Origin of the sequence: Streptomyces luomodiensis, assembly GCF_031679605.1 — a bacterium.
GTDB lineage: Bacteria > Actinomycetota > Actinomycetes > Streptomycetales > Streptomycetaceae > Streptomyces > Streptomyces luomodiensis.
Map to the genome: position 1 here is coordinate 1,723,451 of NZ_CP117522.1, position 21,214 is coordinate 1,744,664.

General features: G+C 71.9%; 23 protein-coding genes and 2 pseudogenes. 13 read left to right on the top strand and 12 right to left on the bottom strand.

Features of this window, described 5'->3' with window-relative positions; translation table 11 throughout:
- Nucleotides 1–93 precede the first annotated feature (93 nt).
- From PS467_RS07165 to PS467_RS07175, 3 genes are read right to left on the bottom strand one after another with little or no spacing between them, the layout of a single operon-like run.
- Complete coding sequence (locus PS467_RS07165; RefSeq protein ID WP_311034507.1) at nucleotides 94–600, bottom strand: flavin reductase family protein; 507 nt, start codon at nucleotides 598–600, stop codon at nucleotides 94–96.
- A 55-nt stretch (nucleotides 601–655) separates the two neighbouring features.
- Entirely contained in the window at nucleotides 656–736 is an 81-nt protein-coding gene (locus PS467_RS07170) for a putative leader peptide (protein ID WP_311039782.1), read from the bottom strand.
- Nucleotides 737–794: 58 nt separating this feature from the next.
- A complete protein-coding gene (locus tag PS467_RS07175; protein ID WP_311034508.1) occupies nucleotides 795–1,121 on the bottom strand; it encodes a TlpA family protein disulfide reductase in 327 nt (108 codons plus the stop codon).
- Between the two features lie 217 nt (nucleotides 1,122–1,338).
- On the opposite strand from PS467_RS07175, the gene PS467_RS07180 reads away from it, so the two are divergent.
- Nucleotides 1,339–2,070 carry a lysophospholipid acyltransferase family protein gene (locus tag PS467_RS07180; RefSeq protein ID WP_311034509.1) on the top strand — a complete coding sequence of 244 codons (732 nt, stop codon included), beginning with the start codon at nucleotides 1,339–1,341 and terminating at the stop codon, nucleotides 2,068–2,070.
- 69 nt (nucleotides 2,071–2,139) lie between these two features.
- On the opposite strand, the gene PS467_RS07185 is transcribed toward PS467_RS07180, so the two are convergent.
- The 3 genes from PS467_RS07185 to PS467_RS07195 are packed head-to-tail and all read right to left on the bottom strand — an operon-like array spanning nucleotide 2,140 to nucleotide 5,434.
- Nucleotides 2,140–3,204, bottom strand: coding sequence for a threonine aldolase family protein (locus tag PS467_RS07185; protein ID WP_311039783.1), 1,065 nt, complete (start codon nucleotides 3,202–3,204; stop codon nucleotides 2,140–2,142).
- The gene (locus PS467_RS07190) at nucleotides 3,201–3,983 is read right to left on the bottom strand and encodes an SDR family NAD(P)-dependent oxidoreductase (protein WP_311034510.1); all 783 of its coding nucleotides are present in this window, start codon (nucleotides 3,981–3,983) and stop codon (nucleotides 3,201–3,203) included. The genes PS467_RS07185 and PS467_RS07190 overlap by 4 nt, the downstream gene beginning before the upstream one ends.
- Nucleotides 3,984–4,036: 53 nt before the next feature.
- The gene (locus PS467_RS07195) at nucleotides 4,037–5,434 is read right to left on the bottom strand and encodes a DUF6421 family protein (protein ID WP_311034511.1); all 1,398 of its coding nucleotides are present in this window, start codon (nucleotides 5,432–5,434) and stop codon (nucleotides 4,037–4,039) included.
- Between the two features lie 302 nt (nucleotides 5,435–5,736).
- Here PS467_RS07195 and PS467_RS07200 point away from each other — a divergent pair, with 302 nt between their 5' ends.
- Nucleotides 5,737–6,420 carry a glycerophosphodiester phosphodiesterase gene (locus PS467_RS07200; protein WP_268970673.1) on the top strand — a complete coding sequence of 228 codons (684 nt, stop codon included), beginning with the start codon at nucleotides 5,737–5,739 and terminating at the stop codon, nucleotides 6,418–6,420.
- A 54-nt stretch (nucleotides 6,421–6,474) separates the two neighbouring features.
- Here PS467_RS07200 and PS467_RS07205 read toward each other — a convergent pair whose 3' ends face one another.
- Nucleotides 6,475–7,032 carry a GNAT family N-acetyltransferase gene (locus PS467_RS07205; RefSeq protein ID WP_268970674.1) on the bottom strand — a complete coding sequence of 186 codons (558 nt, stop codon included), beginning with the start codon at nucleotides 7,030–7,032 and terminating at the stop codon, nucleotides 6,475–6,477.
- A 90-nt stretch (nucleotides 7,033–7,122) separates the two neighbouring features.
- Here PS467_RS07205 and PS467_RS07210 point away from each other — a divergent pair, with 90 nt between their 5' ends.
- On the top strand, nucleotides 7,123–7,515 hold the full coding sequence (locus PS467_RS07210) for a VOC family protein (RefSeq protein WP_311034512.1): 393 nt from the start codon (nucleotides 7,123–7,125) through the stop codon (nucleotides 7,513–7,515).
- An 86-nt stretch (nucleotides 7,516–7,601) separates the two neighbouring features.
- Here the strand turns inward: PS467_RS07210 and PS467_RS07215 are convergent.
- Both PS467_RS07215 and PS467_RS07220 read right to left on the bottom strand, forming a co-directional pair.
- Nucleotides 7,602–7,769: pseudogene (locus PS467_RS07215) on the bottom strand (hypothetical protein); the annotation flags it as partial.
- Between the two features lie 52 nt (nucleotides 7,770–7,821).
- Nucleotides 7,822–8,241 (bottom strand): PPOX class F420-dependent oxidoreductase, encoded by a 420-nt coding sequence (locus PS467_RS07220; protein ID WP_311034513.1) that lies wholly within the window; start codon nucleotides 8,239–8,241, stop codon nucleotides 7,822–7,824.
- Between the two features lie 241 nt (nucleotides 8,242–8,482).
- Here PS467_RS07220 and PS467_RS07225 point away from each other — a divergent pair, with 241 nt between their 5' ends.
- The 4 genes from PS467_RS07225 to PS467_RS07240 all read left to right on the top strand — a co-directional run bounded on the left by PS467_RS07225 (nucleotide 8,483) and on the right by PS467_RS07240 (nucleotide 11,901).
- Nucleotides 8,483–9,109 (top strand): DUF5134 domain-containing protein, encoded by a 627-nt coding sequence (locus PS467_RS07225; protein WP_311034514.1) that lies wholly within the window; start codon nucleotides 8,483–8,485, stop codon nucleotides 9,107–9,109.
- A gap of 96 nt (nucleotides 9,110–9,205) precedes the next feature.
- Nucleotides 9,206–10,141: a M56 family metallopeptidase gene (locus PS467_RS07230; RefSeq protein ID WP_311034515.1), complete on the top strand. Its 936-nt coding sequence runs from the start codon at nucleotides 9,206–9,208 to the stop codon at nucleotides 10,139–10,141.
- A gap of 105 nt (nucleotides 10,142–10,246) precedes the next feature.
- Nucleotides 10,247–10,936, top strand: a complete 690-nt coding sequence (locus tag PS467_RS07235; protein WP_311034516.1) for a phosphatase PAP2 family protein — start codon at nucleotides 10,247–10,249, stop codon at nucleotides 10,934–10,936.
- The gene (locus PS467_RS07240) at nucleotides 10,933–11,901 is read left to right on the top strand and encodes a pirin family protein (RefSeq protein ID WP_311034517.1); all 969 of its coding nucleotides are present in this window, start codon (nucleotides 10,933–10,935) and stop codon (nucleotides 11,899–11,901) included. Before PS467_RS07235 ends, PS467_RS07240 begins: the two co-directional genes overlap by 4 nt.
- A 196-nt stretch (nucleotides 11,902–12,097) precedes the next feature.
- Here PS467_RS07240 and PS467_RS07245 read toward each other — a convergent pair whose 3' ends face one another.
- On the bottom strand, nucleotides 12,098–12,982 hold the full coding sequence (locus PS467_RS07245; RefSeq protein ID WP_311034518.1) for a sulfotransferase family protein: 885 nt from the start codon (nucleotides 12,980–12,982) through the stop codon (nucleotides 12,098–12,100).
- 266 nt (nucleotides 12,983–13,248) lie between these two features.
- On the bottom strand, nucleotides 13,249–13,821 hold the full coding sequence (locus PS467_RS07250; RefSeq protein WP_311034519.1) for a TerD family protein: 573 nt from the start codon (nucleotides 13,819–13,821) through the stop codon (nucleotides 13,249–13,251).
- Nucleotides 13,822–13,978: 157 nt separating this feature from the next.
- On the opposite strand from PS467_RS07250, the pseudogene PS467_RS07255 reads away from it, so the two are divergent.
- Together PS467_RS07255 and PS467_RS07260 are read left to right on the top strand one after the other, a co-directional pair.
- A pseudogene (locus PS467_RS07255) lies at nucleotides 13,979–14,431 on the top strand (tellurite resistance TerB family protein); the annotation flags it as partial.
- Between the two features lie 108 nt (nucleotides 14,432–14,539).
- Nucleotides 14,540–14,836 carry an ArsR/SmtB family transcription factor gene (locus PS467_RS07260; protein ID WP_311039784.1) on the top strand — a complete coding sequence of 99 codons (297 nt, stop codon included), beginning with the start codon at nucleotides 14,540–14,542 and terminating at the stop codon, nucleotides 14,834–14,836.
- A 57-nt stretch (nucleotides 14,837–14,893) separates the two neighbouring features.
- Here the strand turns inward: PS467_RS07260 and PS467_RS07265 are convergent, their stop codons facing one another.
- Complete coding sequence (locus PS467_RS07265) at nucleotides 14,894–15,406, bottom strand: MarR family winged helix-turn-helix transcriptional regulator (protein ID WP_268970728.1); 513 nt, start codon at nucleotides 15,404–15,406, stop codon at nucleotides 14,894–14,896.
- Nucleotides 15,407–15,457: 51 nt separating this feature from the next.
- On the opposite strand from PS467_RS07265, the gene PS467_RS07270 reads away from it, so the two are divergent.
- The 4 genes from PS467_RS07270 (at nucleotide 15,458) to PS467_RS07285 (ending at nucleotide 21,173) form a co-directional block, all read left to right on the top strand.
- The gene (locus tag PS467_RS07270) at nucleotides 15,458–16,699 is read left to right on the top strand and encodes a multidrug effflux MFS transporter (RefSeq protein ID WP_311034520.1); all 1,242 of its coding nucleotides are present in this window, start codon (nucleotides 15,458–15,460) and stop codon (nucleotides 16,697–16,699) included.
- Nucleotides 16,700–16,928: 229 nt separating this feature from the next.
- Nucleotides 16,929–17,897: a poly(ethylene terephthalate) hydrolase family protein gene (locus PS467_RS07275; protein ID WP_311034521.1), complete on the top strand. Its 969-nt coding sequence runs from the start codon at nucleotides 16,929–16,931 to the stop codon at nucleotides 17,895–17,897.
- Complete coding sequence (locus PS467_RS07280) at nucleotides 17,894–19,669, top strand: CocE/NonD family hydrolase (protein WP_311034522.1); 1,776 nt, start codon at nucleotides 17,894–17,896, stop codon at nucleotides 19,667–19,669. The genes PS467_RS07275 and PS467_RS07280 overlap by 4 nt, the downstream gene beginning before the upstream one ends.
- Nucleotides 19,670–19,778: 109 nt before the next feature.
- The gene (locus tag PS467_RS07285) at nucleotides 19,779–21,173 is read left to right on the top strand and encodes an alpha/beta hydrolase family protein (RefSeq protein ID WP_311034523.1); all 1,395 of its coding nucleotides are present in this window, start codon (nucleotides 19,779–19,781) and stop codon (nucleotides 21,171–21,173) included.
- Nucleotides 21,174–21,214: the final 41 nt, after the last annotated feature.

The following is a 21,214-nucleotide window of genomic DNA, read 5'->3' on the forward strand; positions in this document are numbered from 1 at the left end:
TACATCGAGGGTGTTCCCCGGAAGCAACCCGGTTGAACTGTGACCTTGCCAACGGGTGAGCAGCGGGACGACACCTCTCACCGTGGAGACGGCTCAGTCGCGCAGCGCGTTGAAGCGCCCCTGGTGGTACAGGAGCGGACGGCCGGTCCCGGTCGCGGTGCCGTCGGTGACCTCGCCGATCACCACCCGGTGGTCCCCGGCGGGTATGCGGGCCACCACCCGGCACACCAGCCAGGCCAGCACCCCCTCGAGCACGGGGACGCCCTCGGGTCCCGGGCGCCAGCGGGTGGCGGGGCCGAAGCGGTCGGCACCGCTGCGCGCGAAGGTGGCGGCCAGCTCCCGCTGGTGCTCGTCCAGGATGTGGACGCCGACGTGCTCGGCCTCGGAGAGCACCGGCCAGCTCGAGGAGCCGGTGCCCACGCCGAAGGAGAGCAGCGGCGGCTCGGCGGCGACGGAGGCGAGGGAGGTGGCGGTGAAGCCGACCGGGCGGGTGCCCTGGGCGGTGATCACGGCGACGCCGGCGGCGTGCCGGCGGAAGACGGAGCGGAGGAGGTCGGACGTCGCGAGCGAGGACGTGCCGAGGTCGTGGGTGGCCGTCATGGAGTTGTCCTTCTGCCGGAGGGATGGGCGGGGGGCGGTGCTCGTCGTCGTTCGCTCACCCCTCCGGACAGCGCGCGCTGGCGGTCCGCACCAGGTCCACGTGCACCCGTCCGTAGAGAAGGAATCCAGGCCGCATGACGTTCACCCTGACCACGCCGGGTGCGGACCGTCAAGGGGGACCGGGGCGCGGCGGCTCACACCGCATCACCCAGAGCGGCGATGACATCGACCCGGCGCGGCTGCCCGGCGGCCCGCCGCACGATCCGCCCGGCCGCGTCGAGCACCAGCACGGTGGGGGTGCGGGTGATGTCCAGCGCCCTGACGAGCTCCAGCCGCGACTCGGCGTCGATCTCGACGTGCGCCACCCCGGCCACCATCGCGGCCACCTCGGACAGCGTCCGCCGGGTGGCCCGGCAGGGCTGGCAAAAGGCGCTGGAGAACTGGACGAGCGTCGCCCGCTCCCCCAGCTCCGCACCCAGCTCGGCGGCGTCCAGCCGCCGGTTTCCGTCGCCGTCCCGCACCCGCGCTCCTCCCGATCGGACCTCCCCGGTACAGCGTCCCGGGCGGCGGGGGGATTCCCCGGCGGGTCCCCGACGTGATGAGGATCTCCCGGTCAGGCGGCGTCACGCGGTAGCACAACGAGACGACATCGGGCAGCATCTGGCAGAAGCCGGAAACCTACGGCCGCGTAACTTCCGCCGGGAGAGCCCTCCCCGGGCATACAACGAAGGGTCCCCAATGGCAGAGCTCGTCTACCCGCCGGTGATCGGCATCGCCCGCACCATGTTCAAGACGCTCGATCTGCGTTTCGACATCAAGGGCACCGAGAACGTCCCGCGGCGGGGCGGCGCGGTTCTGGTGAGCAACCACATCGGCTATCTCGACTTCATCTTCTGCGGGCTGGCCGCCCGTCCGGCCAAGCGGCTGGTGCGGTTCATGGCGAAGGAGTCGGTCTTCCGGCACAAGGTGTCCGGGCCGCTGATGCGGGCGATGAAGCACATCCCGGTGGACCGGGCGGCGGGCATGGAGGCGTACAAGCACGCCCTGAAGGCACTGCGCTCCGGTGAGATCATCGGGGTCTTCCCGGAGGCGACGATCTCGGAGTCCTTCACCCTCAAGAACTTCAAGTCGGGCGCGGTCCGGCTGGCCCAGGAGGCGGGTGTCCCGCTGCTGCCGATGGCGCTGTGGGGGACACAGCGGCTGTGGACCAAGGGTCACAAGCGGGCCCTTGGCCGGCATCACTTCCCGATCACGATGCGGGTCGGTGAGCCGATGGCGGCCGATCCGGCCGAGCCCTCGGACACCCTGACGGAGCGGCTGCGCGGCCGGGTGCAGGAGCTGCTGGAGGCGGCGCAGCGGGCGTATCCGGTGCGGCCCAAGGGTCCGGACGACACCTGGTGGGTCCCGGCCCACCTGGGCGGCACCGCCCCCGCCCCGGCCGAGGCCCTGACCCTGAACCGGCGCCGGTAGCCCGGAGCGCACACGCACCGGGCGGGCCACCGGGCCCGCCCAATGCGTACCGCGCGGGCCGGTCGGCCGCTAGACGCGGCCCATCTCCTCCTTGAGCGCCGTGATGAAGCCGTCCACGTCGTCCTCGGTGGTGTCGTAGGAGCACATCCAGCGCACATCGCCCGCGGTCTCGTCCCAGAAGTAGAAGCGGTACCGCTTCTGGAGACGTTCGCTCACCTCGTGCCGGAGGCGGGCGAAGACCGCGTTGGCCTGGACCGGGTGCAGGATTCGCACCCCGTCCACCGCGCGGACGCCGTCGGCGAGCCGCTGGGCCATGGTGTTGGCGTGGCGCGCGTTGCGCAGCCACAGATCGCGGGCGAGCAGGGCCTCCAGCTGGACGGAGATGAACCGCATCTTGGACGCCAGCTGCATGGACAGCTTGCGCAGATGCTTCATGGCGCCCATCGCGTCCGGGTCGAGGACGACGACGGCCTCGCCGAAGAGCATGCCGTTCTTGGTGCCGCCGAAGGACAGGATGTCGACGCCCGCCGCGTTGGTGAACGCGCGCATCGGCACGTCCAGGAACGCGGCGGCGTTGGCCAGCCGGGCGCCGTCGAGGTGGACCTTCATCCCGCGCTCATGGGCGTGCTCGCAGATGGCGCGGATCTCGTCCACCGTGTAGACGGTGCCGAGCTCGGTGTTCTGGGCGATCGACACCACCTGCGGCATCGCCCGGTGCTCGTCGTCCCAGCCCCATGCCTGGCGGTCGATGAGCTCGGGGGTGAGCTTGCCGTCCTCGGTGGGGACGGTGAGCAGCTTCAGCCCGCCGACGCGCTCGGGCGCCCCGCACTCGTCGACGTTGATATGCGCGCTGTCGGCGCAGATGACCGCGCCCCAGCGGTCGGTGAGCGCCTGGAGGGCGACGACGTTGGAGCCGGTTCCGTTGAACACCGGGAACGCCTGTGCGTGCGGGCCGAAGTGGCTGCGCATGACGTACTGGAGATGCGCGGTGTAGTCGTCCTCGCCGTAGGAGACCTGGTGGCCTCCGTTGGCGAGGGCGAGCGCGGCGAGGATCTCCGGGTGGACGCCTGCGTAGTTGTCGCTGGCGAAGCCGCGTACGTCGGGGTCATGGTGACGGCGGGCGTCGGTCCTCACGGCTTGGGGGTCAGCCACTGGCGGGTTCCGTTCACTTCCCGGGCGGGCCGGTCCCAGAGTCCGGTGATGGCCTCGGCCAGCTCCTTGACGTCCGTGAAGCCCGCGAACTTCGCGTTGGGGCGCTCCGCCCGCATGGCGTCGTGCACCAGCGCCTTGACCACCAGGATGGCAGCGGCCGCCGACGGGCCGGCCTCGCCCCCCAGTTTGTGGAAGGAGTCGGCGAGCGCGAGGGTCCACGCCTCGGCGGCGGCCTTGGCGGCGGCGTACGCGGCGTTGCCGGCGGTGGGCCGGGACGCGCCCGCCGCGCTGATCAGTACATAGCGGCCCTTGCCGCCGCGCAGCAGGGCGTCGTGGAAGGCGAGGGAGGTGTGCTGGGCGGTCCGGATCAGCAGATCGTGCAGGTGGTCCCAGTCGGCGAGCGGGGCGTCGGCGAAGGTTTTGCCGCCGCGCCAGCCGCCGACCAGGTGCACCAGGCCGTCGACCCGGCCGAATTCCTTCTCGATGCGGTCGGCCCAGGCGCGCGTGGCGTCCAGGTCGAGCAGGTCGACGGTCTCACCGGTGACGGTGGCCCCGCCGTGGGCCCAACGGGCCGCGTCCACGGCCTCGGCCAGCCGGGCCGGGTCGTAGTCGCAGGCGACGACGGTGGCGCCGGCCTCGGCGAGGCGGAGCAGCGTGGCCCGGCCGGCCGGGCCGGCCGCGCCGGCCACCGCCACCACCGCGCCGTCCAGTGGCCTGATCCCCGGTTCGTTCGGGCTCGGGCTCGACGTCGGTGTGGTCATGCTCGCTGCCTCCTCGTCCTGCTCCGCCCGGGGGCCATGCGCCGCCGCGGAGCTCATGCCGCCGCCGGCAGGTCGCTGTCGGCCGTGATCCCCTTGGTGGAGGCGACCACGTCACGCAGCTTCTTGGCGAGCGCCTCGTAGAACATGCTCAGCGGAAACTCGTCGGGGAGCACGTCGTCGACGAGTTTGCGCGGCGGCTGGGTCAGGTCCAGGGCTTCGGGACCCTTGGCCCAGACCGAGCCGGGGTGCGGTGCGAGATAGGTCGACACCAGCTCGTACGCCTTGAACCAGTGGACGAGCTTGGGGCGGTCGATGCCGTCGCGGTAGAGCTTCTCGATCTCGCCGCACAGCTGGTTGGTGACCTGCGAGGCGCGGGACCAGTCGATGTGCAGGGTGTTGTCCGTCCAGCGTACGACGTCGTGCTGGTGGAGGTAGGCGAAGAGCAACTGGCCGCCGAGCCCGTCGTAGTTGCGGACCCGCTCGCCGGTGACGGGGAACCGGAACATCCGGTCGAAGATCACGGCGTACTGGACGTCACGGGCCTGGGCGACCCCCTCGCCCTCCAGCCGCACGGCCTCCTTGAAGGCCGTGAGGTCGCAGCGCAGCTCCTCCAGTCCGTACATCCAGAACGGCTGCCGCTGCTTGATCATGAACGGGTCGAACGGCAGGTCGCCATGGCTGTGGGTGCGGTCGTGGACCATGTCCCACAGGGCGAACGCCTCCTGGCAGCGGTGCTGGTCGGCGAGCATGTCCTGGATGTCCGCGGGCAGTTCGAGCCTGAGGGCCCGGACGGCGGCCTCGCTCACCCGGCGGAAGCGGGCCGCCTCGCGGTCGCAGAAGATACCGCCCCAGGTGAACCGCTCGGGGGCGGTGCGGACGGCGATGGTCTCGGGGAAGAGCACCGCGGAGTTGGTGTCGTAGCCGGAGGTGAAGTCCTCGAAGGCCAGGCCGCAGTAGAGCGGGTTGTCGTAGCGGGTGCGCTCCAGCTCGGCCAGCCAGTCCGGCCAGACCATGCGCAGCACCACGGCTTCCAGGTTGCGGTCCGGGTTGCCGTTCTGCGTGTACATGGGGAAGACCACGAGGTGCTGGAGGCCGTCGGCGCGGGTGCGGGCGGGCTGGAAGGCGAGCAGCGAGTCCAGGAAGTCGGGGACGCCGAAGCCGTCCTCGGCCCAGCGGCGCAGATCGGCGACGGCCGCCCGGTGGTAGTCGGCGTCGTGCGGAAGCAGCGGGGCGAGCTCCTCGATGGCCTCGATGACCCGTCCGAGGGTCGCCGTGGCGAGCTCGGGGGTGGGCGCGCCCTCGGCGTCGAAGTCGATGGAACCGTCTTTGGACTGCCACGGACGAATCGTTTCGACAGCGTCCTTGAGCATCGGCCAGGCCGGATGGTCGACCACACGCTCTGAAGGCAGAACGCCACCTTCCGCTACTGCGGACGAAAGGATTTCCGTCATGACCACTCCCTCACCGGAGAAACTCGCGTGAGACCACGGTATCCATGGACGCCTCCCTCGCTCAAGCGGTGGTACCGGAAATCATCCTGCGCCACACCCGCACCACCGCAGTTTTTCCTGCCCCCATCGGCTCGGCTCATGCCATGGGCGTGCCCCAGCAGTCCTGTCATCGGCGGCCGGTAGGGTGTGCGCCGGTCCGGGCGGCCCGTCCGCCGCCGAGCCGACGACAACCGCTTTTGCACTGCCTCCCCCCGACCCGACGAAGGCCGCCAAGGGCTGGCCGTCAGAAGAGCGAGACAGCGTTGACTTTTCTCACCATCGGACACCGCGGAGTGATGGGTGTCGAGCCGGAGAACACCCTGCGCTCCTTCATCCGCGCCGAGCACGAGGGCATGGACGTCATCGAACTGGACCTGCACCTCAGCAAGGACGGCGCACTCGTGGTGATGCACGACGCGCACGTCGACCGCACCACCGACGGAGCGGGCCCGATCAGCGACTTCACCCTCGCCGAGCTGCGCGAGCTGGACGCCGGGGACGGTGAGCGGATTCCGGTCTTCGAGGAGGTCGTGGACGCCGTGAAGGCACCGCTCCAGGCCGAGATCAAGGACACGGCGGCCGCCCGCGCGCTGGCCGAGGTGCTGACCCGCCGCGGGCTGCTGGACCGGGTGGACGTCCTGTCCTTCCACGACGAGGCCCTCGCCGAGATCCGCACCCTGCTGCCGGCCGCCCGCACCGCCCTCGTGGCCAGCCGCTACGGCCTCGATGCGATCGACCGGGCACACGCCGTCGGCGCGGGGATGCTGGTGCTCAACCTCCGCAGGCTGACCCTGGAGCTGGTGGAGCGGGCACACACCGCCGGCCTCAAGGTCATCGGCTGGACCGTGAACACCCCCGACCATCTGAAGCTGGCCCGCGGCCTGCGCCTGGACGGCGGCACCACCGACTTCCCCGAGATCCGGCGGGCGGTCCGCTACACGGCGTGACGCCCCCGCGGACCCCCGTCATCCGTACGGCGACCCGTACGGCGCCATGGGCGCTCAGCCGAGGGGCTTGACCAGCAGCTCGAACTCGAGGTCGGCGCGGCGCGGTACGCCGAAGCGCTCATCGCCGTACGGGAACGGGATCATCCGGCCGGTACGGGCGTAGCCGCGCCGCTCGTACCAGGCGATCAGCTCCTCGCGGGCGGAGATCACCGTCATGTGCATCTCCGTCGCCCCCCACTCCGCCGCCGCGAACCGCTCGGCCTCGGCGAGGATCACCTTGCCCAGGCCCCCGCCCTGCAACGTGGGCCGGACCGCGAACATGCCGAAGTAGGCGTGGTCACCGCGGTGCTCGAGCTGGCAGCAGGCGATCAGCTCACCGGCCCGCTCGACGATCATCATGCGGCTGTTCTCGTCCCGCACCACGGCCGCGACGCCCTCCGGGTCGGTGCGCTGCCCGCCCAGGATGTCCGCCTCCGTGGTCCACCCGGCCCGGCTCGAATCCCCGCGGTAGGCCGACTCGATCAGGGCCACCAGCTCCGCAACATCCGCCTCGGTGGCCGGACGGAAGGCGAGCGGGGCGGCGGGGCGTACGGTGGCGTCCGCGGTGTCCATGGCGTCGGCGGGTCCTTTCGTCGGGCGGCAGTAGACCTTAACCTGCCCCAAACGGGGCGGGAAACGGGACGGGTTGCGTAGGGTCGCGACATGGTTCACGTACTGAGCAGCCGCACCCTGCTGCGGCCGACGGACCCCGAACGCTCCCGGGCCTTCTACGGCGAGACCCTCGGCCTCGCGGTCTACCGGGAGTTCGGCACCGGCCCCGAGCGCGGCACGGTCTACTTCCTCGGCGGAGGCTTCCTGGAGGTCTCCGGCCGCTCCGACACCCCGCCCTCCCCGGGCCTCCAGCTGTGGCTCCAGGTCACGGACGTGACCGCGGCACACGAGGAGCTGACCGCGAAGGGGGTCGAGGTGCTGCGCCCGCCGCAGAAGGAGCCGTGGGGACTGGTGGAGATGTGGATCGCGGACCCGGACGGACTCCAGATCGTGCTGGTGGAGGTGCCCGAAGACCATCCGATCCGCTACCGACCGGGGATCTGACAGCACGAAGATGACCGCCGCCGCGCCGGCTCGGGTCTCGCGCACCGGGCCGGGCGGGGCATCCCGAGGACGCGGCGGCGGGTTGGCTACGACGCCCCTCCGAGCGACGAGGCGAGTTCGGCGGTGACGGTGTCGAACAGGGTGGAGAACGCCGTTCCGTCGGGGGCGTCGAGCCAGCGGTCGAACGCGGCTCGGAGCGCGGCCACGGCGACCTCGGCGAGTACGTCCGCCCGGTGCGGCGAGCGCGGCCTCGGGGTGCGCGCCGCACCGGCACCGTCTGCCGGTGCCGGGGCGGCGCGGGGGGGATCAGCCGACCTGGCTGCTGTCCTTGTGCTCGCCCCAGCCGTGCCAGCGGTCGATCTCGATCCAGGCGCTGACCCGGGCGCGGTCCCGCTGCGGGTAGTCCTTGCCGAGGTAGTGCCGGGCCAGCCGGTCGATGTCGCTCAGATCCTCGTCGTCCTTGATCTCGACGACCCGGCCGATGATGCTGACGTGGTTGTACCAGTCGCCCTCGTCGATCACGGTGAGGGTGACCCTGGGGTCGTTGCGGATATGGGTCAGGCGCTTGCGGCCCTCGTCCATGTTGACCAGGATCCGACCGTCGTCCCAGAGGTACCAGGTGGCCGTGGACACCGGCTGGCCATCGGACCGGAGCGTCGCGATCACGGCCGGGTTGGGCTTCTTGAGCATGGCGACCGCGGCCTCGGCGAGCGGGGGATTCGACACGGACTCTCCTCCTCGTTGAACAGGTGTGCACGTCCCGTCGTGCGGCTCGGGCCTGCTTGATCCACGGGCCGCACCTCTCACGTTGCCACACCGCGCGCCCCGCGTTCCCCGCCGCACCGCGCGCCTCGCGTTCCCGGTCGCGAGGCACGCCGTGCGCTCCCCCACTGCGCCCGTGCGCTCGCGTAGCGGGCACCGGGGCAGGGGATGTCTCCGGCACCACGTCCCTCCCCGGAGGTGTGCCGTGCACGGACCCGCGCTCGTCGGCTGGCTGCTGGTCGCGCTCTGCGCTGCCACGGGGGGCTCCTGCCTGCTCCAGATGCGCGGTGAGCCGCCCGGACCGGGCCGGCGGATCGCGGGGGCCGAGGCGTTGATGGGGTGGGGGATGGCGGTGATGGCGGTGCCGTCCACCGTGCTGGACCCCCGGCCATGGGGGCCGCCCGCCTTCGCGGCGGTCTTCGCCGTGGTCGCCGTAAGGGCGCTGCTGCCGGCGCGGCGCGGCGCCGGGCTCCCGGGACACCATCTGCATCACGCCATCGGGGCGCTGGCGATGGTCTATATGGCGCTCGCGATGATGACGGGCGCCACGGGCGGCCACCATCACACCGGCGCGATGGCCCCGGACCGGATGGCGGCCGGGGTGCCGCCGCTGACCGGGGTACTGCTCGGGTACTTCGCGGTGTACGTCGTATGGTCCGGGCTGCGGCTGGTATCGATGACGGACGGCGCCGTGGACGGCCTCGACGGCCGCGCGGCCGGTGCGGTGGGGGCCGGTCCGGCCGGCGTCGGCCGGCCGCGGCGGCCTGAGCTGCGGCATGCCTGGAGGCTGTCGATGGGGATCGGGATGTGCGCCATGCTGCTGACCCTGTGAACGGGCGGCGGGTCCGCCCCGGCCGCGGGGTGGTGTGCGTCACTTCGCCGCCGGTACCCGTACCGGCCCCGGCGTCGTGATCATAAGGTGACCGCCATGATGGTCCCGTTCGCGCTGATGGGCCTCGGCGCACTGGCGGCGGCAATGGCGCCGCGCCTGCTCTCCCGCTCCGACTGGATCGACCGCGAACCCGTGCTCGCCCTGTGGGTGTGGCAGTGCGTGGTCGTCGGTGTGCTGTTGTGCTGCGCGCTGACCATGGCGCTCACCGGGGCGGCCGCCTGGGAGGTCGTGCGCGGCAATGTCTTCGCCCCCGCGCCCAAGGGCGTGGTGGAGGCGTACGCGCTGTCCGGCTACGGGCCGTTGGCCGGGCCCGTGGCCCTGGTGCTCGCCTTCGGGGCCGTGTGGAGCGCGGTGATGCTCACCCGCGAGATCGGCCGCGCCCGCGCCTGGCGCCGCCAGCACCGGGCCGAACTCCTCGTCCGCTCCCCCACGTTGCCCGGTGAGGAGCCCAGCGGGGAGCGTCTGGTGGTGCTGGAGGGCGACAAACCGGACGCCTGGTGGCTGCCCGGCACCACGCCCCGGCTCATCATCACCACGGCGGCGCTGCGCCGTCTCAAGGGCCGTCGGCTGGACGCCGTCATCGCCCATGAGCAGGGCCACGCCCGTGCCCGCCACCACTGGCTGCTGCACTGCTCGGGCGCGTTGGCCTCGGGCTTTCCGCGGGTGACCATGTTCGCGGCGTTCCGCGACGAGGTGCACCGGCTGGTCGAGCTGGCCGCCGACGACTCCGCGTCACGGCGCTTCGGGCGCACCACCACCGCCCTCGCGCTGGTCGAACTCAACGAGGACCGCGGGGTGTTCGGCCCCTGTCCCAGCGCGCTCGCCCAGGTGCCGCAGCGGGTGGACCGGCTGCTGGCCCCGGCCTCGCGCCTCCCGGTGGCCCGCCGCTGGCGCCTTACGGCCACGGCGGCGCTCGTCCCGGCCGTGCCGCTGCTGGTCACCTTCGTGCCGGCGCTGCGAGCGCTGGGGTAGGCGCTCGCCGCCCTCGACACAAGGTCACCTCCGAGCACAAGGTCACCTCCGGGCCGTCGCACGGCCTCCTGGCTCCCGGGCCCGTCCGTCAGCGATCATCGAGCCATGCAGCCGGCTCCCCTCCCCCGCCAGGCCGCCCGCACCGCGGCCGTGTTCACCGCGCTCTTCCTGGTGCTGCTCGCCCTGGTGGCCGCCCGTTGGGGACCGCTGGAAGGCGTCGACCGGGACATCGTCGTCGATCTGCACCGCTCGGCGGTGGCGCACCACGGCTGGACCCATGTGAACAGAGTGCTCACGGACTGGTTCTGGGACCCCTGGGCCATGCGCGCGCTGCTGGCCGTGGCCGTGGGATGGCTGCTGTGGCGCCGGGAGCGGTGGCTCGCCCTCTGGGTCGCCGTGACGGCGGCGGTGGGGACGGCGCTGCAACAGGCGGTGAAGAGCGCCGTCGACCGGCAGCGCCCCCGGTGGTCGCATCCGGTGGACTGGGCGCACTACGCGGCCTTCCCGTCCGGCCACGCCCTGACCGCGACCGTCGCCTTCGGGCTGCTGCTGTGGCTGATGACGCTGCACGGGGCGCCGGCGGCATGGCGGCGGCTCATGGCCGTCGTGGCCGCCGTGTCGGTGCTGGGCGTCGGCTTCACCCGGCTGTATCTGGGCGTGCACTGGCCCAGTGACGTGCTGGGCGGCTGGCTGCTGGGGGCGGCGCTGGTGTACGGGGCGATCGCCTCGTACGGCTACGCCCAGGGCCCCAGGAGCGCGCACGAGTCGTCCCGTGGTGGAAGAGTGCGGTCATGAGCAATCTCGATCTGAGGCCCGCGCCGACCGTATGCGGCGGCCGGAGTGACGTCACCGCCCGGCCGGTGCGCGAACTGCTGGCCGCCAAGCAGGTCCCGCTGGGTGAGTCCACCATGGTGCGCCGGCTGCTGCCGAACATCGGGCGGCGCATGATCGGCGCCTGGTGCTTCATCGACCACTACGGCCCGGACGACATCGCCCAGGAGCCGGGCATGCAGGTCCCGCCGCATCCGCACATAGGGCTCCAGACGGTCAGCTGGCTGCACGAGGGCGAGGTGCTGCACCGGGACAGCCTCGGCAGTCTCCAGACGGTGCGCCCCGGTGAGCTGGGGCTGATGACCTCGGGCCGGGCCATCGCGCACTCCGAGGAGTCCCCGCGCGAGCACGCCCGGCTGCTGCACGGGGCGCAGCTGTGGGTCGCGCTGCCCGACGGCGACCGCCATATCGCCCCCCGCTGGGAGCACCACCCCGAGCTGCCCCTGGTGACCGGCGGCAAAGGGCTGCGGGCGAGGGTCCTGCTGGGCGAACTGGACGGCGCGGTCTCGCCCGGCACCACGTTCACCCCGCTGGTGGGCGCGGACATCGCCCTCGCGGCGGGCACCGGCACCCGGCTGCCGGTACGGCCCGACTTCGAGTACGCGGCGCTCACCATGTCCGGCGAGGCCGAGGTCGACGGGGTGCGCCTGGCGCCCGGCTCCCTGCTCTACCTCGGCTGCGGGCGGACCGAACTGCCGCTGCGGGCCGATGTGGACAGCGCGTTCATGCTGCTGGGCGGAGAGCCGTTCGAGGAGAAGATCGTGATGTGGTGGAACTTCATCGGGCGGTCGCACGACGACATCAAGCGAGCGCGTGAGGACTGGGCGGCGGGGCGCGGATTCGGCGAAGTGCGGGGGTACGACGGTGCTCCCCTGCCCGCCCCGGAGCTCCCGCCCGTCCCCCTGAAGGCACGCGGCCGGATGCGCTGACCAGCGACGTCGTCCTCTGGGTCGCGGTCGGGCCCTGGTGTCCCGCCGGCCTGTGCATCGGCCTGACCGCCACGGCCCGCGCCTCTGGGGGGCCGCCCGGCCGGGCGGCCCCCACGGCACGGCCCGGAGGGCGCCGCCATGCGTCGCCGCCGCCGGTGCGAAACACCGGACCGCGACGTCGGACCGCGTCGGCCTGTCACACCGTCGTGGTGGCCTGATAGCCCCATGCCTCGGCGATCTCGGCCAGCCGCGGCGGGAGGTCCGGGCGGTGGTCGACGCGGCGCGCGGGCTGGATCTTGCCCGATGTGATCGTGGTGCTCCAGTCGCCCATGTGCGGACGGAAGGTGCCGTGGTCGTGCCGGCCGTAGTCGAGCATGCCGGCCTCCCATTCGACACCGAGGAAACGGCAGATCTCGCGGGTGGCCTTCTCGGGCTCACCGGTGAGCTGTTCGTAGGTGACGGTGTGGCCGGGCAGCGTCTGCCGGGCCTCTTCCAGCTTCTCCGCGTACCGCAGCACCTCGGCGTGGATCTGCGCCAGGTCGGGCTTCCGGCGGCGGTTGACCAGCGACGTGACCACCCCCTCGGGGTGCCGCAGCAGAAACAGGTAGCGCGCCTGGGGCCAACATCGTCGCAGCCGGGGCCAGATGAGCGCGTTGGGCGGGGTCTTGTCGACCACGATCTCCTTGCCGCTGCGCTTGAGCTCCAGATCGAGCACCCGGTCCCACAGCAGATGCTCCAGTTCGCTCTTGTCGAGTTCGAGCTCCTTCATGGCATCCGGGGTGAAGTCGCGGTCCATGTGCACGTGCAGGGTGCGCAGATGCATCTCGTGCGGAGCGCGGATCTTCGAGTGGCTGTTGAGCAGCACGCGCAGCAGAGTGGAGCCGGAGCGCACCGGGGAGAGGATGAAGACCGGCGACTCGACCAGCCGGGGCGTGTGCGGGGCCACGTAGCGATCCGTCTCGCCGGTTTCCCGGGTACGACGGGCAGCGGCGGTGCCGCTGCCCGCGTTTGACGTCGGCGGGCGCAGGGCCTGGACCAGGAGCCTGCCTCGCCGCTTCAGCCCCTTGCTGACGGCGCTCATCGGAACATCTCGCACTATTCCACCCTTTCCTGGACCCCAAGTCGGCGCGTCACTCCCCCGGTTGACGCGATTGCAGGGGGACAGGGCAAACTCAGGGTGTCCAGGAGGTGACGGGACGCCGCGAGGGCTCCGCGGTCACCGGTTGCCACCTGCGGTGATGTGCTTGGCTTAATTTATGCTTTACGACAGCATCCACCCGGCCGGTGATGCCCCAGGCGGCCGCGGCGTGGTCCCGGCAGGTCCCGCGTGGCGATGCGCCGACGGGTTCACACGTTGACGCCGTAGTCCTTGGCGATGCCCACCAGGCCCGACGCGTAGCCCTGGCCGATCGCGCGGAACTTCCACTCCCCGTCCCGCCGGTACAGCTGGCCGAACACCATCGCGGTCTCGTCGTGGCCGTCCTCGGTCAGCTCGTAGCGGCACATCTCCACACCGGCCGCCTGGTGCACCACACGGATGTAGGCATCGCGCACCCGGCCGAAGGTGTGGGCCGCGCCGCCCTGATCGTGGATCGACACCACGAACACGACCGACTCCGCCTCGGGCGGCAGCAAGGTGAAGTCGACGGCGATCTGCTCGTCGTCCCCCTCACCCTCGCCGGTCCTGTTGTCGCCGGTGTGCCGTACGGAGTTCTCGGGTGTGGCCCGGTTGTTGAAGAAGACGAAGTGCTGATCGGACAGGACCCGGCCGTCCGCCCCCAGCACCAGGGCGCTCGCGTCGAGGTCCACATCGCCGGGACCGGTGTTCACCTTCCAGCCGAGGCCCGCGACGACGCTGGCGACGCCGGGCTGGGAGCGGGTGAGGGAGAGATTGCCGCCTTTGGTCAGGCTCACAGTCACAGGGCACAGCTCCTGGGTTCGAAGTGATCAACAGGCGCCTAGAATCTACAGCACTGTAGAACCACGGATGCGCGGCCTCTTTTTCGCGACAGCTGTCTACAAACCTGTAGATTCTGCTCCCGTGTCACGTCATGGGTAAGCCGACAAGGAGACGCAGATGGCGCTGTGGGACCGCCTCAAGTACTCGGTCCAGACGATGCAGGCTCAGCTCACGGCGAAGAAGACCGAGCTGCAGAGCGGGGCGTTCCGGGACGCGAGCATGGCGATGTGCGCCCTGGTGGCGGCGGCGGACGGCACGATCGACCCGTCCGAGAGACGACGCGTCGCCCAGCTGATCGCCACCAACGACGTGCTCCAGAGCTTCCCCTCGGACGATCTGCACCGCCGCTTCGAGGACCATCTCGATCAGCTGACCGCGGACTTCACCCTCGGCAAGGTCGGCGCCTTGCAGGAGATCGGCAAGGCGAAGAGGAAGCCCGCCGAGGCACGGGCCGTCATCCAGATCGGCATCGTCATCGGCTGCGCCGACGGCCACTTCGACGACAGTGAACGGGCCGTCGTCCATGAAGTCTGCTCGGCCCTGGACATTCCGCCGGCCGAGTTCGACCTGCACCGGGCGCTCCGGGTCCCCCGTCAGGACCGCGGCCCCCAGGCGGACCGCGGGACGCGCTCCGAGGCCGCCATACCCGGCGACGACCTTCAGGTCTTCCTCAAGGCGCTGGCCAGCGGGACCCGCCAGAAGCTCTTCTCGCACTTCTCCGACGGGCAGGAGCTGACGGTCGGCGAGGTCGCCGAGCGGGCCGGGCTCGGCCCGTCGACCACCTCCGAGCACCTCGCGGTCCTCCGCCGCGGCGGCCTGCTCCAGTCGACGCGCAGCGGCAAGCTGGTCCGCTACCGCGCAGACCGGGAAGGCATCGCCGAACTGCTCGAACAGCTCCATGGCTACCTCCTCGCCCCGCCCGAGCCCGCCCCGGCCCCGGCCGAGTCCCAGGACAGCCGCCCGCCCCAGGGCTAGCGACGGGCGCCCCAGGGCTAGCGACGGGCGCCAGGGCCGGCGCCGGGCGCGCGATGGCTAGCGCCGGGGAGCGCGTCGCCGGACGCCCCGTTCGAGGACCCGCTCCAGCAGGTGCAGCGCCTCCACCACCCGCTCCCGGTCCTCTCCCAGTCCGGCCAGCAGTTCCGCCTCGACCGCCAGCTGGCGGGGGAACATGGCGTCGATCACCTCGCACCCCGCCGGTGTGGCGGTGACCAGGGCGGCGCGGCGGTCCGCGGGGCTCGGGCGGCGTTCGACGTAGCCGCGCTTCTCGAGCTTGGCCAGCGTCTTGCTGACGGCCGCGCGGGAGCAGCCCAGGCTCTCGGCGAGCCGCCGGGCGATCACCGGGTCGTCGGCGTGCCGCAGCTGCACCAGCACGTCGACCTCCGGCGCGGTCAGCGGGGCACCGTCGTACAGCGGCTCCAGGGCGACGGTGAGCAGTACCTCCATGCGCTTGAGGGGCCCCACGACATCCATGGGAGAGGTGTCGAGGTCGGGGTTGGCCGCCGCCCACAGCGCGCGAAAGTCGACGGAGGTCGAGGGGTGAGTCATGGTCGCCGCCAAAATTGTTAACCAGTAGACGAATGCTTTACCGTCTCGGGCATGGTAGCCAAGTCACCGCAGTCGGTGCCCACGGTGTCCGCCGTCACCGACCCATCCCGCCGGCCCGCCGCTCTGATCGCGCTCCTCGGCGCGCTGACCGCCGTAGCGCCCCTGGCGATCGACATGTACGTGCCCGGCTTCCCGGAGATGGCCCGCACGCTGCACACCAACGACTCCTCCGTGCAGCTGTCCATGACCGGGTTCCTCGCCGGGCTGGTCATCGGGCAGCTGGTCATCGGTCCGCTGAGTGACGGCCTCGGCCGTCGCCGTCCGCTGATCGCCGGAACCGCGCTGTTCGTCGTGTTGTCACTGGTGTGCGTGGTCGCGCCCACCATTGAGCTGCTGATCGTCGCCCGGTTCCTCCAGGGTGTCGCGGGGGCCGCCGGCATGGTGCTGGCGCGAGCGGTCCTCACCGACCGCTTCCACGGGCCGCGACTGCCGCACTACTTCTCGCTGCTGAGCATGGTGCTGGGCGTGGCGCCGGTCGCGGCGCCCGTCATCGGAGGTGCGGTGCTGTCGGCCGGCAGCTGGCGGTGGGTCTTCGGGGCTCTCGCGGTCTTCGGGGTCGCGCTCTTCCTCGCGGTACTGCGCGGGGTCCCGGAGTCGCTGCCGCCGGAGCGCCGGCAGCAGGGCGGGGTGGCCGGCAGCTTCCGGGCCATGGGCCGGCTGCTGGGCCACCGGGCCTTCCTCGGCTGCGCGCTCACGCTGGGGTTCACCAGCGCCGCGCTGTTCGCCTACATCGCCGGGTCCAGTTTCGTCTTCCAGGACGTCTACGGCACGTCGGCGGGGCTGTACAGCCTGATCTTCGCGACGAACGCCTGCGGCATGCTGCTCGCCAGCGCGGTCTTCGGCACGCTGTCGCGGCGGATGGCACTGGGCACGCTGCTGAGCGCGTCGGTCGTGGTCGCCTCCGCCGCCGTCCTGCTCCAGGTGCTGCTGCTCGCCACGGTCGGTGGCAGCCTGGCCGGCACCTGGGTCACCGTCTTCTTCGCCGCTTTCGGCATCGGCGGCGTCTTCCCCGCCACCATGAGCCTTGGGCAGTCGTTCGGACGGGAGGCGTCCGGAGCCGCGTCCGCGCTGCTCGGCGGGATCCAGTTCCTGTTCGGCGCCGCCGCCTCACCGCTCGTCGGCGCCTTCGGCACCACCAGCGCCACGCCGATGGCCGGCACGATGCTCACCGCCCTCATCTGCGCCGCCGTCTGCCTCGTGCTGCTGATACGTCCCTGGCGGTCCGTCGGCTGACCGGCGCTGATCAGACTACAGATTCTTTTACGACCGGACGGCGGGACGTAGGCCCGGCCGCACGCGGCGGGGTGGCGTCCGCGCCGTTTCGGGCACTTCTCGTGGGCACCAACAACGAATGGCGACACAATCATTGACGGACGGCACAGAAGGCGACCATTCTGTTGCGGGCGCTCTACGGCTCACCCGGTGAACGCTCACCGGACGCCCCGACAGAGAGGTCCCGTCAGTGAAGTTCTCCGTCCGCGCCCCCGTACTCGCCGCGCTGTCCACCGCGTTGGTCATCACCGCGACAGCCGCCTCCTCCCTCTCACGGCCGTCGCCCACCACCCCGCACACCCCACCGGCACAGGCCGCGTCCTCGGCCTCGGCCCGGCCCGCCATCGAGCGGTCCCACTCCGTGGTGCGCGAGCCCGCGCGCCACACCGAAGGCTCCGCCGCCTCGTACACCGTCTTCCGCCCCGCCGACACCAACCGGAAGCTGCCGGTCCTTGTCTACGGCAACGGCGCGTGCCGGCACGCCAGCGCCAACCGCATGATCGGCACCCACACGCTGGTGGCGTCGCACGGTTTCATCGTCATCGCCGTAGGGGGGTTCGACCAGCCGGACCAGGACGAGGAAGGCACCCCCGAACCCGATGTCCTGCGCGACGCCATCACCTGGGCGGAGCGGGAGAACCAGCGGAAGGGCAGCTCCCTGCTGCACCGGATCGACACCCGCCGCATCGCGGTCGGCGGGAACTCCTGCGGAGGGCTGGAGGCCCTGGTGGCCGGGGCCGATCCGCGGGTGGCGTCCGTGGCCTCGCTCAACAGCGGCTTCTTCGCGGACGGCCGGTTCGGCTACGGGCGGGAGGAACTGAAGAAGCTGCACACGCCCACGCTGTTCGTCGACGGCGGCCCCGATGACCAGGCCCACGAGAACAGCCGCGCCAACTACGACCTGGTGGACGTGCCGGCCGTGCGGGCGACCAACCCGTCCGCCGGGCACAGCGGACTGTGGTACGGACTGCGCGACGGTGAGGTCAACGGCAGCATCCGCGAGGAGGGCGTCGCCGTCGTCGTGCAGTGGCTCGACTTCACGCTCAACGGCAACCGCACCGCCCGCGACTACTTCCTCGGTGACGACTGCGGGCTGTGCTCCGTGGCCGGCTGGCAGGACATCACCGCCAAGGGCTTCACGGAAGAGGGGGCCCGATGAGGCGGCTGCTGACGGCCCTCGTGGCCCTGCTCATGACCGCCGCGCTCGGCGCCCCCGCCCTGGCCGAGTCGCCCGGCCTGGTGTCCCGGCCGGGGCAGTACGAGGGCTACGCCCCGGTGCTGTACGACGAATGGGTGCGCACCTCGCAGTACGTACCCACCCGCGACGGCACCCGCCTGGCCGTGGACCTCTACCGGCCCGCCGTCGACGGCAAGCCAGTGGACCGCCCGTTCCCGGTGGTCTGGGAGCACCAGCTCAGCCGGGCGTCACGGGCCGAGGACGGTTCGGTGAGCCTGCGCGGCGTCACCAGCGGCATGGCCGACCTCACCGCGTACGGCTATGTGGTGGCGTTCGTCGACCGGCGTGGCAACGGCGCCTCGTTCGGCACCATGACCGGCTACCACTCGCGCACGGAGGCCGCCGACGCCTACGACATCACCGAATGGCTGGCCGCCCAGCCCTGGAGCGACGGCGAGGTCGGTGTGTTCGGCTGCTCCAACACCGGCGATGCCGCGATGCAGGCGGCCACCGTCGGGGCGCCGCACCTCAAGGCGGTCTTCGCGGGCAACTACTCCTTCCACAAGTACGACGCCTTCCAGCGCGGCGGGATACGCGCCAACTGGGGCGTCGGCCCCAACCGCACCCGCGAGGAGGACCTGCGCAACCTCCCGGTCGACGCCGACCCCGACGGCACGCTGCTGCGCCAGGCCGTGGAGCAGCACCAGGCGAACACCTCCCTGCGGGACATGTGGCGGGCGGCGCCCTACCGCGACAGCTACGTCGACTCGGTCGGCACCCGGCCGTGGACCGAGTACAGCGTGGCCACGTACCGGGAGGCGATCGAACGCTCCGGCGTCCCCCTCTACAGCTACGACGGCTGGGACGACGACTTCCGCAAGGAGAGCCTGGTCAGCGCGGCGACCCTGAGCAACCCGCACAAGGTGCTCATCGGCCCGTGGCAGCACTGCGAGAACCAGGGGTTCGACATCGTGGCCGAGCGGCACCGGTTCTTCGACTACTGGCTCAAGGGCATCGACAACGGCATCATGGACGAGCCGCCGGTCCACTACTACACCGGCTCCTTCGACGGCACGGGCCAGTGGCGCGACACCGCGCAGTGGCCGCCCCGCCCGTCCGCGCGGCAGACCCGTTACTACCTGGCCGACGGTCCGACCGGCACCGTCGACTCGGTCAACGACGGCGGGCTCACCCGCGACCGTCCACGCGGACACGGCGGCAAGGACGACTACACCGTCGACTACTCCGTCAGCTGCCCCGACCCGGTCGATCAGGAGCAGACCTGTCCGCAGGACGCCAAGGGGCTGACCTACACCACGGCGCCCCTGAAGCGGCACACCGAACTGACCGGCCACCCGGTCGTCTCGCTCCGGTTGTCCGCCACCAGTGCGGACGGCAATGTCTTCGCCTACCTCTCGGACGTCGCCCCGGACGGCACCGTGCGCATCCTCACCGACGGCAGGCTCCGCCTGGCGCTGCGCGGCACCCAGCGGGCGCCGTACGACGTCCTCGGCACACCGTGGCGCCGAGGCGACACCGCGGACGCGCGACCGATGCCGAGCGGCAAGGCGGAGCGGGTCGACTTCGACATGCTCCCCCTGTCGTCCGTGGTCCCGGCCGGGCACCGGCTGCGGATCACGATCACCGGGGCCGATGTGCGCGAGAGCGACCGCACCGAGGTGAGTCCCGCGCCGGTGTACACCGTGCACCGCGAGCCGGCCCGAGCATCGTCGATCACCCTGCCGGTCGTGTGACGCACACCGGAACGCCGCGCCGGGGCGCCACCCGGCGCGGCGTTCCGTATCGCAGGCATCCGGCAGGCATCCGGCAACAGAGAGCCGGCAACAGAGAGAAGGAACGAACATGTCAGCGAAACGGCTTCGCCGTGCCATCGCCGTCTGTCTGGCGGCGGTCGGCGTCGCGGCGCTCGCCACCCCGGCCGCCGGGGCCGCCACCGGCACCCGGGCGTGCCCCGAGAACTCCCCCACCGGGGTGTTCTGCACCGCCGGTGAACTGGCCGACGGCACCCCGTACCGATTCGTCGTTCCGGACCGCTGGAACGGCATCGTCGTCACCGAGCTCGACTTCGTGGACCGCGCGCCGGACCATCCGCTGACCGAGCGGCTGACCGCCCGCGGCTACGCCGTCGGCGGCACCACCCGCGACATCACGGGCTGGAACATCGCCGCCGCCATCGACAACCAGGCCGCGGCCGTCGAGCGGTTCGAGGACGCCGTCGGCCATCCCCGCTGGGCCATCACCGCGGGGCGCTCCATGGGCGGCTTCGTCTCCGCGGGCGCCGCCCAGGTGCACCCGGAGACCTTCGACGCCGCCGTCCCGTTCTGCGGCGGCCTCGGCGGAGCCGTCGGACAGTGGAACCAGAAGCTCGACACCGTCTTCACGCTCAAATCGCTCCTCTTCCCGGACACCGGGCTCCCGGTCACCGGCGTCCCCGCCGACACCGACCAGGCGACGCGGGCGTGGACCTCGGCCCTGGCGGCGGCGCAGCGGACGCCGGAAGGCAAGGCCCGTATCGCGCTGGCGGCGGCGATCGGCCAGCTTCCGGGGTGGGGCCTCACCGCGGACGGCGAGCCGACGCCGAGGCCCGATCCGGGCGACGCCGACGAGGTCCAGGAAGGGATGTACCGCGCCCTCGCGGGCGGTTTCTCTCCGTACATCGGCCAGGCGATGAGCAGCCGCCGGGCCATCGAGACGCTCGCCGGCGGCAACCCGTCCTGGAACACCGGCGTGGACTACGCGCGGCAGTTGGCGAAGGCCGACGCGGCCCAGCGGCGGACCGTCCGGGAGCTCTACGCCCGCGCCGGGCTGGACCTCCGCGACGACCTGCGGACGCTGGCCCGCGCGCCGCGGATCTCGGCCGAACCCGCGGCGGTGCGCTACCTGGAGAAGGGCATCGTGTTCGACGGCGACCTGCGCGTCCCCGTCCTCACCGTCAACCCGATCGGGGACCAGATCGCCACCGTCGCCCAGCAGCAGTCCTACGAGTCGGCGGCCAGGGCGGCGGGGAAGGCGTCCCTGCTGCGGCAGAGCTACCTCGAGACGGTGGGGCACTGCGCCTTCACCACCGGGGAGCAACTGGCCGCCATCACCGCCATGACGCACCGGCTGGCCACCGGGAGGTGGTCCGACGTGGCCACGCCCGAGAGCCTGAACCGCCGGGCGGAGGCCGCCGGGGACGGGCCTGGCCGTTACGTCCACTACCGGCCGCCGGTGTTCAACCGCCCCTACACCGGCTGACCGTCTCTCTCCCCCGAAGAGGCCGCGCCGGGTGGACGCCG